A 15,300-nucleotide genomic window follows, 5' to 3' on the forward strand; every position below is an offset into this window, starting at 1 on the left:
TCCTTCGGGAAGCCTTGGATCGCTCTCGCGATCACGGATCAACGGATAGCGGTCGGAACTGACGCGAAACGGGAGACGGCGTCGTTGTCCGGGGTCACGGGCGTCGGCGCGACGCGAGCGCGCTCGTAGGCGTCGAGGAGGATATCGAGGCGCTCGGCCAGCTCCTGCGCTTCGGCCGAGCGCTCCTCCAGCGCGCGCAACGTGCGAACGCCCTCGCTTTTGAGAAGCACCACGGCGTTGGCCGCCCGGTTGATCGAGGCGTCCGCGTCCTCCAGCGCCTTCTTGAAGCCGACCTCCTCCGAGCGCAGGCGCTTCAGCTCCTTGTACATGGAGCCGGTGCGAAGGCTGGTGATCAGGAGGGCTCCGATCAGAACGAAATCAATGAGCCAGGATGTCATCGATGAACTCCTCCGTCGGATCCACGGGCTCCTCAACCTTGATGACGTAGGCGTCGCGCGAGCGGCCCATATGGCCGCGGAACAAGCGCTGCCCTTCGCATTCCAGAAGGATCAGGCTCTGCATCGTCGCATCGAGCGCGATCGTCTGGCCGACCTGGAAGGTGGAGATGGCGCCGAGCGTCGTCTGCTGCTCGCCGAGGATGGCGCGAACGTGCATGTCGGTCTTCTGGAAGCCGGCTTCGAGATCGCGCGCCCAGCTCTCATCCACGATCGAGGGGCCGTCGTCGACCGGGGCCGCGAGCTTGCGCCGATGAGGCGCGAGGACGACCTCGGGCAGCGCGACCCTGAGCGCCGCCTCGCAGCCGCCGATGGACACGCGAAAGCGGAACTCGATGAAGGACCGGGCGTCCGGAGCGACCCATTCCTCCAGCTTCTCGCCGATCTCGTCCGTCGCCAGGCGATCGGGCGACATGGCGAGCGGAAGGAGCTCGGTGAAGGCCGTGTTGCCGGCATCGATGAAGGCGCGCAGCGCGGCGTCGGCGAAGAAGCGGCCGACTTGGCTCAAGGGTTTGGGCGTTGCTGGCGGGTTGCGCCCGTCGCCGCCGAAGGCGGCTTCCGTCACCGTGTCGGCGAAGCGCCCATCGGCCATGACGAGCGCCGTTTCGCGCCACTTGGGCGAGCGCACGGTGAGCGCGAGCTGCGTGTCGGAACTCGCGATCGCCCCGGCGGACAGCTCGAAATGCGAGGACGCGACGAATTCGATGGCCAGCGGGGACGCGTGGGTCGCGGACAGCTTGGCGGCCACCGCCTCGGCCCACTGCATGCCGACGAGCTTGAGGCGGGGAAGGCGTTCGGGCTCGATCCGGGCGGCGGAGCGAAGACGCTCGCCGATGTTGCGTTCGGTGATCGTGTCCATGATCCCCTCCTTACGCGGCCGGAGCCGGCGCGGCGCCGCCGATCGTCTCGGCCTCGACCTGGTCGATGGTCGGCCGGTCGTAGGCGGAGATCGCCTTGCGGCCGTATTCGAGCGCCACCTGCGGCAGGGCGCCGTTCATGTAGGCGATCAGCGTCTGCTTGATGATGACGTACATGCGCATCTTCTTCTCGCGCACGCCCTTCACCTTGGTCGCGAGCGGAGCGAACACCCCGTAGGAGAAGAAGATGCCGGCAAACGTTCCGACCAGCGCCGCGCCGACGAGATGGCCGAGCACTTCCGGCGACTGGTCGAGCGCGCCCATGGCGTGGACGATACCCAGAACCGCCGCCACGATGCCGAGCGCGGGAAGGCCGTCGGCGACGTCCTGGATCGCGTGCTTGGGCTTCAGCTGGTCGCGGGCGACCGTCTGGATCTCTTCCTCCATCAGCGCCTCGATCTCGTGCGGACGCGCGTTGCCGATGATGATGAGGCGGCAGTAGTCGCAGATGAAGTTGGTCATCGGCTGGTTCTTCAGGATGTTGGGGAACGCGCTGAAGATCGCCGATTCGGAAGGGTTGTCGACATGGGCTTCCACCTCCGAGCGCGACTTGGAGCGCATCTCGCGCATCAGCGAGTGGAGGAGGCTCAGGAGGTCGAGATAGTCGCGCTGCTTGGGAACGGCGTTCTTGAAGGCCTCCATGATGGCCTTCCCCGTGTCCTTCACGACCTTCATGTTGTTGGCGATGAGAAAGGTGCCGAGCGCCGCGCCCAGGATGATCAGGAGCTCGTAGGGCTGCCAGAGGACGTAGAGATGACCTCCGGACGCGACATAGCCGCCGAGAACGCAGCCGACCGTCACGATAAGGCCGAGAATGATACCCATCGGGCTAACCCTTGCACCATAAAGGAATTGGTAAGGAGGATTAAGGGCGCGGACTTGCGCGAGACTGTGCGTTTTGCGCGTGCGAAGGGTCAGCTTCGATCCATTCGGAACGGGCATTATGCCGGAGTGTTCACCCGCGCCGACGCGCGAGCGGATGCTCTTTATCGATCGCACCTCCCGGATCCGCTTCCCATGCAGACCTCGCTTCCCGTCGCCCTTTCCGCGCAGCTCGCCATGGAGAAGCGTCTCGATACGATCGCCAACAATCTCGCGAACTCGCGCACCGCCGGCTTCCGCGCCGAGGAGGTGAAGTTCGAAAGCATCCTGTCCAACGCCGGCAACCAGCGCGTCGCCTTCGCCTCGGGCGGCGAGCACTACATCTCGACCCGTGCCGGCGCGCTGACGGAAACCGGCAACACGCTGGACATGGCTGTGGCGGGCGAGGCCTTCTTCGCGATCCAGACGCCGACCGGGACGGTCTATACGCGCGACGGTCGCATGCAGATGAACGATGCGGGCGAGTTGCGCACGGTGAACGGCGAGCCGTTCCTCGATGTCGGCGGCGCGCCGATCCAGATCGACCCGAACGGAGGCCCGATCTCCATCGCGCGTGACGGCATGATCACGCAAGGCGGCGGGCAGCTCGGCGCCGTCGGCCTGTTCCGCATGCCCCCCGGGGCGGACCTCACGCGGGCCGGCACGTCGGGCGTCGTTCCCAATCAGGCGGCCGTGCCGGTCGTCGAGTTCAACGACGATCATGTCGCGCAAGGGTTCGTGGAAGGCTCCAACGTCAATCCGATCCTGGAAATGACCCGCCTCATCGCCGTCCAGCGCGCCTTCGAGCAGGCCGCCAGCCTCGTGCAGACCTCCGAAGCCTCGCTCAACGAGGCCGTCACCCAGCTCGGCGCGCCCAAGTGAGTGAGGTGCGCCGGAAGGCCGTCGATCTATCGGGCCTCGACGAGCCGCATATCCGCGTCAGCGGCCATGTGGTGGATGTCACACCCCAGTCGTTCCGCGTCGCCGGCCTCAGCCCCTATGTGCGGCTCGGGGACTGCGTGGTCTGCGAAGGGCCGCAGGGTCCCGAGCTCGGCGAGGTGGTGCGGGTCGAGGAAGCGGCGGCCACCGTCAAACCCTTCGCCGTGCGCTTCCACAGCGGCGTGCGCACGCTCGCCTGGCGCCGGGGGCCCGTCACCGTCGCTCCCTCGCCCGCCTGGAAAGGACGGACGGTGGACGCCTTCGGGCGCCCCTGCGATGATCTCGGCCCCCTTCTCGACGGCGAAACGAACTACGCCACCGACACCCTGCCGGACGCGGCCATGCGCCGCGCGCGCATCCGCCAGCCGGTGTCGACGCGCGTTCGCGCCATCGACATCTTCACGCCCCTTATTCGTGGCCAGCGCATGGGCATCTTCGCGGGCTCGGGCGTCGGCAAGTCGACGCTGATGGGCATGCTGGCCCGCTCGCCCGGCTTCGACACGGTCGTCGTCGCGCTGGTCGGCGAGCGCGGGCGCGAGGTGCGCGAGTTCCTCGAGGAGACCATGGGCGGCGAGCTGTCGCGCGTCGTCACCGTGGTCGCCACGGGCGACGAAAGCGCGATGATGCGCCGTCTTGCGCCCAAGACGGCGATGACGGTCGCCGAATACTTTCGCGATCGTGGCGAGCACGTGCTCCTGATCGTCGATTCGGTAACGCGCCTCGCTCATGCCGCGCGCGACGTGGCGCTGGCGGCCGGCGAGCCGCCGGTGGCGCGGGGCTACCCGCCGAGCGTCTTTTCCGAGCTGCCTCGCCTTCTGGAGCGCGCCGGCCCCGGCGCGGAGGGCGCCGGCACGATCACAGGCCTTTTCGCCGTTCTCGTGGACGGCGACGACCACAACGAACCCGTCGCCGATGCCATTCGCGGAACGCTGGATGGGCATATCGTGCTCGACCGCGCCATCGCCGAGGAAGGCCGCTTTCCCGCGATCGACCTTCTGAAGTCGATCTCGCGCATGGCCGATCTGTCGTGGAAGCCGGAGGAGCGCGAGCTCGTTTCGCGCCTCAAGGCGATGATCGCGCGCTACGAGGACACGCGCGACCTGCGTCTCCTGGGCGGATACCAGCGAGGTGCCGACCCGACGCTCGACCAGGCAGTCGATCTCGTGCCCCATGTCTACGGCTGCATGATGCAGCATCCCGGCGACGAGCCGTCCGACGCCCCCTTCGACGAGCTGTCGAAGCGCCTGAAGTCAGGGATTGCGAGCAGCTAACGGTTGCGCGATCAGGCCTTCAGCCGAACCACGGAACCGGTGGCGCGGTAGCGCCCCTGGGCGAAGCCTTCGCGCACCTCCGTCAGCATCTTGGGCAGGTCGGAGGCCGGACGCGGCTTGGAGAACAGGAAGCCCTGCATCTCGACGCAGCCCTCCTGTTCCAGCCGCATCAGCTGGTCGGCCGTTTCCACGCCTTCGGCGATGACGCTCATGTTCATCGCCGCGCCCAGCCCCATCACCGCGCGCACGATCGCGCTGTTTTCCGGGCGCTCCATGTCACGCACGAAGGACTGGTCGATCTTGATCTTGTCGAAGGGAAAGCGGCTGAGATAGCCGAGCGACGAGTAACCCGTCCCGAAATCGTCCATCGAGATCACGAGACCGAGCTTGCGCAGCTGCTCCAGCGTAGAAAGCACGCCGTCGGCGTCGTCCAGGAACAGCGATTCCGTAACCTCGAGCTGCAGCCGCTCCGGCGCGAGCCCAGTGGATCGAAGGATCTGGCGAACGGTCTGGACCAGCCCCTCGTTCTTCACCTGGACAGGCGAGAGATTGACCGAAAGCGAGAGATTGGCAGGCCAGCGCGCGGCGTGCCGGCAGGCTTCGGTCAGCACGAAGCGCCCCAGCTGCTCGATCAGGCCCATTTCTTCCATCAGAGGAATGAACACGCCTGGGCTGACCTGCCCGCGCGTGGGATGGCGCCAGCGTGCCAGCGCTTCGAAGCCGGAAACGGCCTGGCGGCGAAGGTCCACGAACGGCTGGAAATGGATCTCGAACTCGTTGCGCTCCAGCGCCAGCCGAAGGTCGGTCACCATGCGCTGACGCGCCTGGAGTTCCTCGCGAAGTGCCGGATCGTAGAGCTTGAAGCGCCGGCCGGTCTGCGTCTTGGCTTCCTGCAGCGCGATCTCGCAATCCTGCATCACGGCATGGGCATCCGGCTGCGCGGCGGGATCGCCGGCCTGCATCGCCACCATGCCGACCGCGACCGAAACGGCGAGCGGGCGTCCCGCCACCCGGATCGGCGTTCGCTCGATATCGTCCATGATCGCATGGGCCAATCGCCGGCCCGCCGCGGCCGGCGGTCCCTCGCTGCGCACGAGGATGCCGAACTCATCGCCGTCGAGACGCGCCACGAGATCGTCCGGCGAGACGAGCGCGCCGAGCCGTTCGCCCATCTGGCGCAGGAGATCGTCGCCCGCCGAATGCCCCAGAGTGGCGTTGATGTTGTTGAAATCAGCGATGTCGATCGACAGGAGGGTCATGTCGCCCCCCGGCATGCCGTCCTGCAGAGCCTCTTGGAGCCGGCCATAGAAGGAGGCGCGGTTGGCCAACCCCGTCAGTGCGTCCTGGCCCGACAGTTTCTCCATCTCGCGGCTGGCGGCCCGCTGGCGCGTCACGTCCTCGAAGATCACGATCGTGCCGCCGATCTGCGCGTTGGCGTGACGCCGCAACTCGAAGGCGCGCCCATCGGCCGTTTCGCGGTGCTCGACATCCGGCGCGTCCACGGCCAGGAGCCCGGCCAGCAACGGATCGTTCCAGGCTTCCGACATCCGCGTGCCGATCCGCACTTCGGGAAACAGTCGGAAGAACGCCTCGTTGGCACTGACGACGGCATCGTCGTCGAGAAGGCAGAAGGCCTGCGGCATGTTGTTGAGGGCCGCGTCGAACCGGCGCCGCTGCGCCTGCAGTTCCTTCTGATGGCGCTCCGTAGTGGCCTGCTGGTTCTGCCGGGCCTCTGCGGAGCGATCCTGGATCGCGCTTTCGACGAAGCGGATCGCCAGCTCCAGCTGCCGGATCGCATCTCCCGACGACGTCGGAGCGTCCTCGTGGCTCGATCCACCCGCCCGCAAAAGATGCCCGGCAGCCTGCCGGATCGAGCGGCCGATGCTCCAGCAGAGATAGGCCAGAAGCATCGCGCCGACCAGCGAGCCCGTCAACATCCCGGCCAGCAGATAGGTCTGCAACTGGGAGCTCGTCGCCTTGGAACGGTCCTTCAGCGACTGAACGTCCTGGCGCATCGACTCGATCGCCCGGTCGAAATCGCCGACCAGCGTGGAAAGCTCGCGGCGCAGAAGCCGCCTCGTGATCTCCCCGTCCGTCATCCGCAGCCGGTTGATGCCGTAGGCCAGCTCGCCGAGTTGCATCGCAACGGGCCGCCCTTCGACATCCACCGAACGCAGGTCGGCGAGAATCTTCGACAAGCCGTCCACCATTTCCACGGTCTCGGCCCGGCTGACGATGCCGTTCGGGTCGCTGGACTTGGCCGACTGAAGAAAGCGCGTCGCCAGTTCGTCGGATCGAACCGCCGCAGCTTCCAGGCGCGTCAGCGGATCGACGCCAACTCGGAACACGTCCTCCACCGTTCTCAACATGCCATGATTGCTGCGATCGATCGCGAGGGTGAAACCCGCACCCAGAAGACCAAGGATCAATCCGCTCGCCAGGAGCTTGGCATTGATGGACATGACGAAACCACGTTGAGTTGCACGCCTTTGCCGACGCGAAGCAGCCTGAATCCGCTCTTGATCGCCCGGATAGGCTAGCTAACCCTCGTTATGGTTCCGTTACTTCTAGAGACGACCAAACAATCGGGCGTTATCATCCTCGGGCGGTCTCGCTCGAACGTCGCGACGTCTCGACCTTCCCAGCAAAAACGCCAGCGGCATCGGATCGAGCACGGGTTAAATTTGCGCAACGATGAGGTTCAACCTTGCCGCGTTGTGCGTTTCCGGTAAATCGCTCCTCGCGGCCATGCCAAGCATGGCCGCGGGCAAGCCATTCGGGTGCGGGTATCGATGAGCGTCCAGGCCGAACAAGTGGAAACGGAATCGGCGGTCCGCTCGAAGCGCCGCTGGAAGACCTGGCTTCCCGTCGGCATCGGGCTCGCCATCTCGGCCGTTGCCTTCGCCACGCTGCACCAGATGATGGAAAGCCTGTCGCTCGGCGAAATCCGCGCGGCGATCGGCGGCGTTCCGACCTATGCTCTGATCCTGGCCTTCGTCTTCACCTTCGTCAGCTTCGCCGCCGTCTCGCTTTACGACGTGGTGGCGGTCGAGACGATCGCGCCCGGTCGCGTATCTCGCCCCGTGGCCGCCACGGTGGGCGCGGCGGGATACGCGATCTCCAACGCGCTGGGCTTCCCCCTCCTGACCGGCGGGGCGTTGCGCTACCACGCTTACAAGTCGGGCGGGATCGACCTTGCCGACATCGGGCGGATCGTGGGAACCTCCTGGTTCGCCCTGTGGTTCGCCCTCGCCATCATGCTCGGCATCGCCCTGGTGGTGGATCCGAGCGGCGTGCCGTTCCTGCGCGACGTGGATCCGCGCATCGATCTGACGCTTGGTCTCGGCGTCGTGGTGCTGATCGGGCTCTTCGTGTTCTGGCTGTCCCGGGGGCAGCGCGAGGTTCGGCTCCGCCGCTTCCACATGGCCCTGCCCAGCCACCGGGGCGCGCTCGTTCAGATCGTTGCCGGCATCGTCGATGTCGGAGCGGCCGCCGCCGTTCTCTACGTGCTCATGCCGGCGGGCACCGTCACGAGCTTCGTCCTCTTCGCCCTCGTCTTCGCCATCGCGGTGGTGGTGGGCGTCGCATCCTCCGCGCCCGGCGGGCTCGGCGCCTTCGAGGCCACGCTTCTCGTTACGCTCGGTCTGTCGGACCGGGCCGACGTCGTGGCCGCGCTGGTCGTCTATCGCCTGATCTACACCGTGTTCCCGTTGGTCCTGACGGTGGTCGGCCTCGCGTTGATCGAGGCCAAGCGTCGCCGTGGCGTCGTGACCGGCCCGGCGAAGGAGTTAGTGCGGGCGGTGGAGCCGATCGTGCCGCCGGCGGTGGCGGCTCTCACATTCGGCGGCGGGCTGATCCTCCTCGCCTCCGGTGCGCTTCCCAGCGGTACCCAGCGCCTCGGCGTTCTCGGCGACATCGTCCCGCTGCCTTTCATCGAGATGTCGCAGCTGGCCGCGAGCTTCGTCGGCGTCGCGCTCCTGATCGTCGCGCGCGGTCTCGCCAAGCGTCTGTGGCGCGCCTGGATTGTGTCGATGGCGCTGCTTCTGGCCGGCTCCGTCTTCGCCCTGTTTCGAGGGCTCGACTGGGAAGAGGCCGTTCTCCTGGTGGTTCAGGCGACGCTGCTTCTCGGCTTCCGCCGCGCGTTCTACCGGCGTTCCATCACCAACCCGTTCGCCCTCACCTGGGGTTGGCTCGCCGCGGTTCTCGCCACCGTCATGGCCTCCATCTGGCTCGGCTTCTTCGCCTATCGCCACGTGGAATACGCCAACACGATGTGGTGGGACTTCGCGCTCGACGCCAACGCGCCGCGCTTCCTGCGCGCCAGCGTCGTCTCGGTCGCGATCGTGGCCGCCGTCGGGCTCGACGTCGCGATCCACCGGCGCACCGAGCGTGTCCAGCGGTTCAGCGCCATCCCGCCGGAAGTCCCGGCCATCGTCGCCTCCTCGCCGTCCACCAACGCCTGCCTCGCGCTTTTGGGTGACAAGCGTTTCCTGTTCTCGCCCGACCGGCGCGGGTTCATCATGTACGCCCGCTCGGGCGGCAGCCTCGTCGCTCTCGGCGAGCCGGTCGGCCCGCCGGACGTCGTCACCGAACTCGCCTGGAGCTTCCGTGATCTGGCCGACCGGCAGGCGGAGCGCCCGGTGTTCTACGAGGTCGGACCCGAAAGCCTGCCGCTCTTTCTCGACATGGGCCTGACCGCGCTGAAGCTCGGCGAGGTCGCGCGCGTCGATCTTCAGAAGTTCACGCTGGAAGGCGCCAAGATGCAAAACCTGCGCACCGCCACGCGGCGCGCGGAGCGGGAGGGTCTCGAGTTCTCGATCATCGGCACGCAAGAGGTGGTGGACTCGATCGTCGAGCTGAAGGCCGTGTCCGACGCCTGGCTCGGAAACAAGGCGGGCTCCGAGAAGGGCTTCTCGCTCGGCTATTTCGACGCCGACTACCTCGCCCATTTCGACATGGCGGTGCTGCGCAAGGACGGGGCCATCGTTGCCTTCGCCAATCTTTGGCGAGGCGCCGACAAGCACGAGCTGTCGATCGATCTGATGCGCTTCCTGCCCGACATTTCCAAGGTGCTGATGGACTCGCTCTTCGCCCGGCTCCTGCTTTACGGCAAGGACGAAGGGTTCCGCTGGTTCAACCTTGGGGCAGCTCCTTTGTCCGGCCTGGTGGACAGGCGGGGCGCCTCGCGCTGGAACCGCTTCGGCGCCTTCTTGTATCGCAAGGGCGGAAACTTCTACCATTTCGACGGGCTCAAGGGCTTCAAGCAGAAGTTCAACCCGGTCTGGACACCGCACTACCTGATCTGCCCGAGCGGCTTCGATACGGCCAAGGCGCTCGTCGACGTGACCACCCTGATTTCCGGCCGACCCAAGCAGGATTCATGACTCGTACGCTTTCGGTTCTCTCCGCCTCGCTTTTCCTCGTGCTGGCAGGCGGTGCGCTGGGTGGCCTCCTCGGTTCGCGGGCGATCGATCGCGCAGCCGAAACCGTCGCGGCGACGACCATCTCCTACGAGAACCTCCAGGACATTCCCGTCCTGTCGCCCGACGACGACGCGGCCGGTCTGGTGGTGCTCCTGTCGGACCGGGGCGGTTTGAGCCCGGCGGACCGGGATCTCGCCGCAGCCCTCGTCGACAACGACCTGATCGTTCTGCCGGTGGATCTCGACCAATGGCGCGCGCGGCTGGAAGCCGATGCCGGCGCGGACGGCGAGTGCCTTTATCTCGGCTCCGATCTCGAGGGGATCGCCAAGGAAGCGCTGCGCGCTCTCTCGCTCGACACCTATTTCCATCCCGTGGTCGTCGGCCGCGGCGAGGGCGGGACACTTGCCTATGCGAGCGTCGCCGATGCGCCGGCGGCGACCGTTGCCGGCGGCGTCGCGCTGGACGCGCCGAACGGCGCCCATTCGCGCATTCCCGTCTGCGAGGGCGCGCCGGCAACGCCCGCGGGCCCCGGCGTCTTCGACTATGGACGGACGGCCGACCTGCCCTCCCCCTTCACCTTCGTCGCCGATACCGGCACCGAGGCGCCGACGCCGCTCGTCGCTCCGATCAAGGCAGGGCTGCGCGTGGCGCCCGTGGCGCCGGACCGGCAGACGGCCGTGATCGAGGCGACGCGCGCCATCGCCGATGCCGACCTCACCGACCTCCCCACGGTGGTCGGCAAGCCGAAGGGCGCGCCCAAGGGCGTCGTCGTGTTCTTTTCGGGCGACGGCGGCTGGCGCGATCTCGACAAGACCATCGGCGACTGGCTGACCGAGCACGGGGTCGAGGTGATCGGCGTCGATTCGCTGCGCTACTTCTGGTCGGAGAAATCGGCCAAGGAAATGGCGGACGACATCTCCACCATGCTGGGGAACGCGGCACCCGCGCCGGGCATCCCGGTCGCCCTCATGGGATACTCGTTCGGTGCCGACACGCTCCCCTTCGCCTATCCCGCATTGCCGCCCGAATGGGCGAGCCGGGTAACGCTGATCGGACTGCTCGCGCCGTCCACCGAAACCGGGTTCCAGATCTCGGTCGGCGGCTGGCTCGGCCTGTCGACGGGCGACAGCGACGTGGTGCAGGCGATCCAGGCGCTGCCGACCGAGCGCGTCCTGTGCATCTACGGGCAGGACGAGGACGACGGTGCCTGCACCACGCCCCAGCTCGCCGCCGTCACCAAGCTGCCGCTGGAAGGCGGGCATCATTTCGACGGCAATTACGACGTCTTGGCCGCGCGCATCCTTGCCGCGCTCCAGGGCGGCCCGGCCGCCGCGCTGCCCGAGCCGCCGGCCCAGCCCTAACGAGGCTCAGGGCATCAACTGCCCGCCGTTCACCTCCAGAACCTGTCCGGTGACGTAGCCGGACAGGCTTCCGGCGGCCAGAAACACATAGGCCGGCGCGCAATCGTCGGCCATGCCCAAACGCTTCAAGGGGATGGCGGCGGCCGTCGCCTCGAGCTTCTCGGGCGTCGAATAGCGTCGATGGAAATCCGTCATGATCGTGCCGGGGGATACGGCGTTGACGCGGATGCCGTCCGGCGCAAGCTCCTTGGCCAGGGTCTTGGTCCAGCCTGAAACGAACGCCTTGGTTCCGGCATAGAGTGCCGAACCCGCACTGCCGCCTGCCCGGGCCGAGATCGAGACGGTGTTGACGATCGACGCCTGCTCGGACGCTCGCAGCGCCGGTAGCAGGCACCCGGTGAGGGCGACGACGGATCGGATGTTGAGATCGAGGACATGGTCGTAGGTTTCCGCCGTCTCCTCGCCGGCGCGAATACGCCCGCCCATCGTCCCGGCATTGTTGACGAGCACATCGATCACACCGGTTCGGGCGAGAACCTGATCGGCCAGTTGCGCACCGCCATCCGGCGCGGCGAGATCCTCCGTCAGAAGCACGAGGCGCGAGCGCGCGGCGGACGGGACCCTCGACAGGAGATCGCCCTCGGCATGCGACAGGTCGCGGCCGGCATGTGCGATCACGCTGGCGCCGCAATGGAGAAAGGCAGCCGCCACCGCAGCCCCGATGCCGCGCCCCGCCCCGGTGACGACTACGGTGCGCCCTTCGAACAGATGGGAATCGAAACCCGTCATCGCGTCCTCGCCGAAAGCGTCATGAAGAATGGGTCAGGTGGCGCGGCGCGGCCAGACGGCGAGCAGGATCAGGCTCGCCCAGGCCAGGATCAGGATCGAGCCCCCGATCGGCGCCGCATTGGGAAAGAGACGTTCGCCGGTCGCCAGTCGCATCGCGAGATCGCCGGAAAACAGCCCGACGCCGAGCACCATCAGCCCGGCTGGAAGTAGGCGGGTGCGAAGCATCTCGCGCGGGGCAAACGCCAGCGCCAGAAGCGCCGGCGCATGGACGAAGGCGATCGCGGCCGCAATCCCCGCGAGCCAAGCGTTCGCCCCACCATGCGCCGCAAAGGCCGCTCCACCGGTGCCGAAAGCTCCGAGAAGTCCGGCGCAACCGAGGCAGACGCGAGACGATGCGGAAGAACGGTCCAGGTTCACAGGATCGGCCGCTGGTTGGGATCGCCATCGTCCGTTTCGGGTCGCCTCGCGTCGGGCATCTCGTCCAGCACCGAACCGGACCACATGCGATAGCCCGCCGAATAGGCGGCCTTGCCGAGAAGATGGGCGGCGATCGGGGCGGTGAGGAAGAAGAACACGATGGCCGCGATGGCGCGCAGGACTTCGGCCGTCTGCACCGAAACGATGGCGAGCGCCACCAGTGCCAGCGCCGAGCCGATGGTGCCCGCCTTGGAGGCTGCATGTACGCGCGTGTAGAAGTCCGGCAGGCGCAGGATGCCGACGGAGGCAACCAGCGCGAACATCGCGCCGAGGATCACGAAGACGGAGGCCAAGAGATTGCCGACGGCGGTCATGGATGCGGCTCCTCGCTCAACACGGCCAGATCGACCTCCTCGTCCGCCCGCTCCGACACGGGCGATCGCTCCGTGTCGCCACGCGCCAGAATGAAGCGGGCGAAGGAAACCGTCGCCAGAAACCCGACGAGGCCGAGCGCGATGGCGATATCGACATAGAGCGTGAAGCCGGTGTCGATGCCGATCACCGCGATGAAGCCGATCGACGAGCTCGTCAGGACGTCGAGCCCGAGCACCCGGTCCGGCAGGGTCGGCCCCTTCCAGATGCGAACGATCGTCAGAATCAGCGAGACGCAGAGGAGGACGAGCGCGATCGACAGCGCCCAATCGAGTACGATCTCCGACAGCTTGAGAAGCGTCATCGGAACACCTCCAGAATACGCCGCTCGAACCCTTCGGCGATCTCGCGCCGGCGTGCATCCGGGTCGGAGCAGTCCAGCGCATGGACGAAGAGGGTCCGCTCGTCGTCCGAAATGTCGAAGATCAGCGTTCCCGGCGTCAGGCCGACGAGGTTGGACAGAAGCGCGATCTCGAACTCCGACTGGACGCGGTGACGATACAGGAACACGCCGGGCTTCACGTCGAGCTTGGGCCGCATGACGACGAGCGCCACCCGCCAAGCGGAGACGGCGAGGTCGTAGAGAAGGAAGAGGACGAGATCGACGACTTTGCGCCCGCGCCGGAAATAGTTGCCCGCACCGACCTGTTCGCGGATCAGGAACAGCGTCCCCGCCCCGAGCAGGAAGCCGAAGATCAGGTTGGCGAGGCTGAAGCCGCCGGTGACGATCAGCCAGACCAGGGCGAGAAGGAGATTGGCGACGAACGGGTTCATGGCCGGGCTCCCAGGACGGACGTGAGATAGGCTTCGGGACGCAGGATCTGGTGGGCGGCCGTCATCGAAAGCTCGGCGAGCGGCTCCGGCCAGACGCCGATCGCGATGACGAAGAAGCAGAGCGCGATCAGCGGCACGAGCGCCAGCGGGCGGCCAGGCGGCGGCGCGCGGAAGGCTTCTTCGCCCGGATGCAGCTCGGCGTCGGCCGCGACCGGGAACGGGCGCCAGAACGCCAGCGCGAAGACGCGCGCGCAGGCGATCGTCAAAAGGAAGCCGGATACGAGGACGGCCGCTGCCAGCCACGGCAGATCCGCCGCGATGGAAGCGCGCACGAGAAGCATCTTCGGCCAGAAGCCGGAAAACGGCGGAAGGCCGGCGACCGTCAGCAGGAGAACCAGCATCAGCGCGGAGAACATCGGATGCCGCCGCCACAGCCCGCCCATCTCGTGGAGCGACGACGACCCGTTGCGGAAGGCGGCGACGCCCGCCGCCAGATACAGCGCCGTCATCACCACAATGGAATGGAGGGCGTAGAAGATCGCACCCGACAGCCCGGTGGCAAGCGGCCCCTCGTCCGAGATGCCGCTCTCGAAATAGGGCCCGAGCGCCTGCTCGCGCACGACGCTCGCCGCCCCGGTGGTGATCGCGCTCGATGCGCTTTCCAGGACCGGCGGAATGGCGATGCCGACGAGGATCGTGCCGATGCCGGTGATCACCACGTAGTTCAGCATGCGCCGGAGGTCGGACTGCGCCAACGCGCCGAAGGCGCCGATCAGCATGGTCAGCGCCGCCATCCAGGCGATCACGAAGCCGAGGCCCCCGCGTTCGGGCGGAAACAGCATCAGGACGACGCGGATCAGCGCGTAGATCCCGACCTTGGTCAGGAGCCCTGCGAACAGCGCCGACACGACGAAACGGGGCGTATGGTAGGAGGCCGGCAGCCAGAAGTTCAGGGGAAAGGCCGCCGCCTTCATCGAGAACGCCACGACATAAAGCGAAGCGATCGTCAGAAGGATGCCGTTGCCCTCCATGCGCGACGATTTGAGCGCGATATCGGCCATGTTGAGGGTGCCGAACAGCCCGAACAGGTAGCCGGTCGTCAGGAGGAACAGCGTCGCGCCGATGAGGTTGAGGAAGCAGTACTTGGTCGCGCCGTCGAGTTGCTCGCGCTCCGAGCCGAGGATCAGGAGGCCGAACGAGCCGATCAGCATCACCTCGAACCAGACATAGAGGTTGAAGATGTCACCCGTCAGAAACGCGCCGGAAACGCCTGCCATCACCATGAACAGGAACGGAAAGAACCCATAGCGCCGCCCTTCCTCGTCGATCGAGGCGATCGCATAGATCCCGCAGGCGAGACCCGCGAACCCGGCGACCGACAGGAACAGGGCGGACAGGAGGTCGGCCGTGAAGGAGATGCCGAAGGGCGGCTTCCACGCGCCCATGGCCATGGACATCGGCCCGCCCTCGGCGATGCGCACGAGAAGCGCGAGATCTGCCAGGAGCAGCAGCGTCAACCCGACCACCGCGATCACCGGATGCAGATCCATCCGCCGGCGCATCATCAGGAGAATGGCGCCGAACACGAAGCAGATCGCGACGGGCACGATGAGCAGCGTCTGGTCGGCATGGAACCGATCGAACACCATGGCTTCGGCGAT

The 15,300-nt window shown here is 67.0% G+C and carries 14 protein-coding genes; 4 read left to right on the forward strand and 10 right to left on the reverse strand.

Translation table 11 applies throughout. The features are described from left to right. Positions 1–38 precede the first annotated feature (38 nt). The 3 genes from H7A85_RS05835 to motA are packed head-to-tail and all read right to left on the reverse strand — an operon-like array spanning position 39 to position 2,197. Positions 39–398, reverse strand: coding sequence for a hypothetical protein (locus H7A85_RS05835; protein WP_182084933.1), 360 nt, complete (start codon positions 396–398; stop codon positions 39–41). Next, the gene (locus H7A85_RS05840) at positions 379–1,314 is read right to left on the reverse strand and encodes a FliM/FliN family flagellar motor switch protein (protein WP_182084934.1); all 936 of its coding nucleotides are present in this window, start codon (positions 1,312–1,314) and stop codon (positions 379–381) included. Before H7A85_RS05840 ends, H7A85_RS05835 begins: the two co-directional genes overlap by 20 nt. 10 nt (positions 1,315–1,324) lie before the next feature. Continuing rightward, positions 1,325–2,197, reverse strand: a complete 873-nt coding sequence (gene motA / locus H7A85_RS05845; RefSeq protein ID WP_182084935.1) for a flagellar motor stator protein MotA — start codon at positions 2,195–2,197, stop codon at positions 1,325–1,327. A gap of 192 nt (positions 2,198–2,389) precedes the next feature. On the opposite strand from motA, the gene flgF reads away from it, so the two are divergent. Next, positions 2,390–3,115, forward strand: coding sequence for a flagellar basal-body rod protein FlgF (gene flgF / locus H7A85_RS05850; protein ID WP_182084936.1), 726 nt, complete (start codon positions 2,390–2,392; stop codon positions 3,113–3,115). Between the two features lie 5 nt (positions 3,116–3,120). After that, on the forward strand, positions 3,121–4,443 hold the full coding sequence (gene fliI, locus H7A85_RS05855) for a flagellar protein export ATPase FliI (RefSeq protein WP_244630975.1): 1,323 nt from the start codon (positions 3,121–3,123) through the stop codon (positions 4,441–4,443). Between the two features lie 11 nt (positions 4,444–4,454). Here the strand turns inward: fliI and H7A85_RS05860 are convergent, their stop codons facing one another. Beyond that, positions 4,455–6,905, reverse strand: a complete 2,451-nt coding sequence (locus H7A85_RS05860; RefSeq protein ID WP_182084938.1) for an EAL domain-containing protein — start codon at positions 6,903–6,905, stop codon at positions 4,455–4,457. 330 nt (positions 6,906–7,235) lie between these two features. On the opposite strand from H7A85_RS05860, the gene mprF reads away from it, so the two are divergent. After that, a complete protein-coding gene (gene mprF / locus H7A85_RS05865; RefSeq protein WP_182084939.1) occupies positions 7,236–9,827 on the forward strand; it encodes a bifunctional lysylphosphatidylglycerol flippase/synthetase MprF in 2,592 nt (863 codons plus the stop codon). Further along, positions 9,824–11,227, forward strand: a complete 1,404-nt coding sequence (locus tag H7A85_RS05870) for a virulence factor family protein (RefSeq protein WP_182084940.1) — start codon at positions 9,824–9,826, stop codon at positions 11,225–11,227. The genes mprF and H7A85_RS05870 overlap by 4 nt, the downstream gene beginning before the upstream one ends. Positions 11,228–11,233: 6 nt before the next feature. Here H7A85_RS05870 and H7A85_RS05875 read toward each other — a convergent pair whose 3' ends face one another. Genes H7A85_RS05875 through H7A85_RS05900 form a run of 6 tightly spaced genes read right to left on the reverse strand, consistent with a single transcriptional unit; the run spans position 11,234 to position 15,288 of the window. Continuing rightward, positions 11,234–12,016: an SDR family oxidoreductase gene (locus tag H7A85_RS05875; RefSeq protein WP_182084941.1), complete on the reverse strand. Its 783-nt coding sequence runs from the start codon at positions 12,014–12,016 to the stop codon at positions 11,234–11,236. A gap of 33 nt (positions 12,017–12,049) precedes the next feature. Continuing rightward, on the reverse strand, positions 12,050–12,433 hold the full coding sequence (locus H7A85_RS05880; protein ID WP_244630976.1) for a DUF423 domain-containing protein: 384 nt from the start codon (positions 12,431–12,433) through the stop codon (positions 12,050–12,052). Then, the gene (mnhG, locus tag H7A85_RS05885; RefSeq protein ID WP_182084942.1) at positions 12,430–12,807 is read right to left on the reverse strand and encodes a monovalent cation/H(+) antiporter subunit G; all 378 of its coding nucleotides are present in this window, start codon (positions 12,805–12,807) and stop codon (positions 12,430–12,432) included. Before mnhG ends, H7A85_RS05880 begins: the two co-directional genes overlap by 4 nt. Next, positions 12,804–13,169, reverse strand: coding sequence for a cation:proton antiporter (locus H7A85_RS05890; RefSeq protein WP_182084943.1), 366 nt, complete (start codon positions 13,167–13,169; stop codon positions 12,804–12,806). Before H7A85_RS05890 ends, mnhG begins: the two co-directional genes overlap by 4 nt. Then, a complete protein-coding gene (locus H7A85_RS05895) occupies positions 13,166–13,639 on the reverse strand; it encodes a Na+/H+ antiporter subunit E (RefSeq protein WP_182084944.1) in 474 nt (157 codons plus the stop codon). The genes H7A85_RS05890 and H7A85_RS05895 overlap by 4 nt, the downstream gene beginning before the upstream one ends. Further along, positions 13,636–15,288 (reverse strand): proton-conducting transporter membrane subunit, encoded by a 1,653-nt coding sequence (locus H7A85_RS05900; RefSeq protein ID WP_244631007.1) that lies wholly within the window; start codon positions 15,286–15,288, stop codon positions 13,636–13,638. Before H7A85_RS05900 ends, H7A85_RS05895 begins: the two co-directional genes overlap by 4 nt. Positions 15,289–15,300: the final 12 nt, after the last annotated feature.

This window comes from Aureimonas sp. ME7 (assembly GCF_903970965.1).
Lineage (GTDB): Bacteria > Pseudomonadota > Alphaproteobacteria > Rhizobiales > Rhizobiaceae > Aureimonas.

What these genes read in the sequence shown, in the direction of transcription:
- H7A85_RS05835 (WP_182084933.1), bottom strand. Translation starts at nt 398, where the DNA reads ATGACATCCTGGCTCATTGATTTCGTTCTGATCGGAGCCCTCCTGATC.
- H7A85_RS05840 (WP_182084934.1), bottom strand. Translation starts at nt 1,314, where the DNA reads ATGGACACGATCACCGAACGCAACATCGGCGAGCGTCTTCGCTCCGCC.
- motA (WP_182084935.1), bottom strand. Translation starts at nt 2,197, where the DNA reads ATGGGTATCATTCTCGGCCTTATCGTGACGGTCGGCTGCGTTCTCGGC.
- flgF (WP_182084936.1), top strand. Translation starts at nt 2,390, where the DNA reads ATGCAGACCTCGCTTCCCGTCGCCCTTTCCGCGCAGCTCGCCATGGAG.
- H7A85_RS05860 (WP_182084938.1), bottom strand. Translation starts at nt 6,905, where the DNA reads ATGTCCATCAATGCCAAGCTCCTGGCGAGCGGATTGATCCTTGGTCTT.
- mprF (WP_182084939.1), top strand. Translation starts at nt 7,236, where the DNA reads ATGAGCGTCCAGGCCGAACAAGTGGAAACGGAATCGGCGGTCCGCTCG.
- H7A85_RS05870 (WP_182084940.1), top strand. Translation starts at nt 9,824, where the DNA reads ATGACTCGTACGCTTTCGGTTCTCTCCGCCTCGCTTTTCCTCGTGCTG.
- H7A85_RS05875 (WP_182084941.1), bottom strand. Translation starts at nt 12,016, where the DNA reads ATGACGGGTTTCGATTCCCATCTGTTCGAAGGGCGCACCGTAGTCGTC.
- mnhG (WP_182084942.1), bottom strand. Translation starts at nt 12,807, where the DNA reads ATGACCGCCGTCGGCAATCTCTTGGCCTCCGTCTTCGTGATCCTCGGC.
- H7A85_RS05890 (WP_182084943.1), bottom strand. Translation starts at nt 13,169, where the DNA reads ATGACGCTTCTCAAGCTGTCGGAGATCGTACTCGATTGGGCGCTGTCG.
- H7A85_RS05895 (WP_182084944.1), bottom strand. Translation starts at nt 13,639, where the DNA reads ATGAACCCGTTCGTCGCCAATCTCCTTCTCGCCCTGGTCTGGCTGATC.
- H7A85_RS05900 (WP_244631007.1), bottom strand. Translation starts at nt 15,288, where the DNA reads ATGGTGTTCGATCGGTTCCATGCCGACCAGACGCTGCTCATCGTGCCC.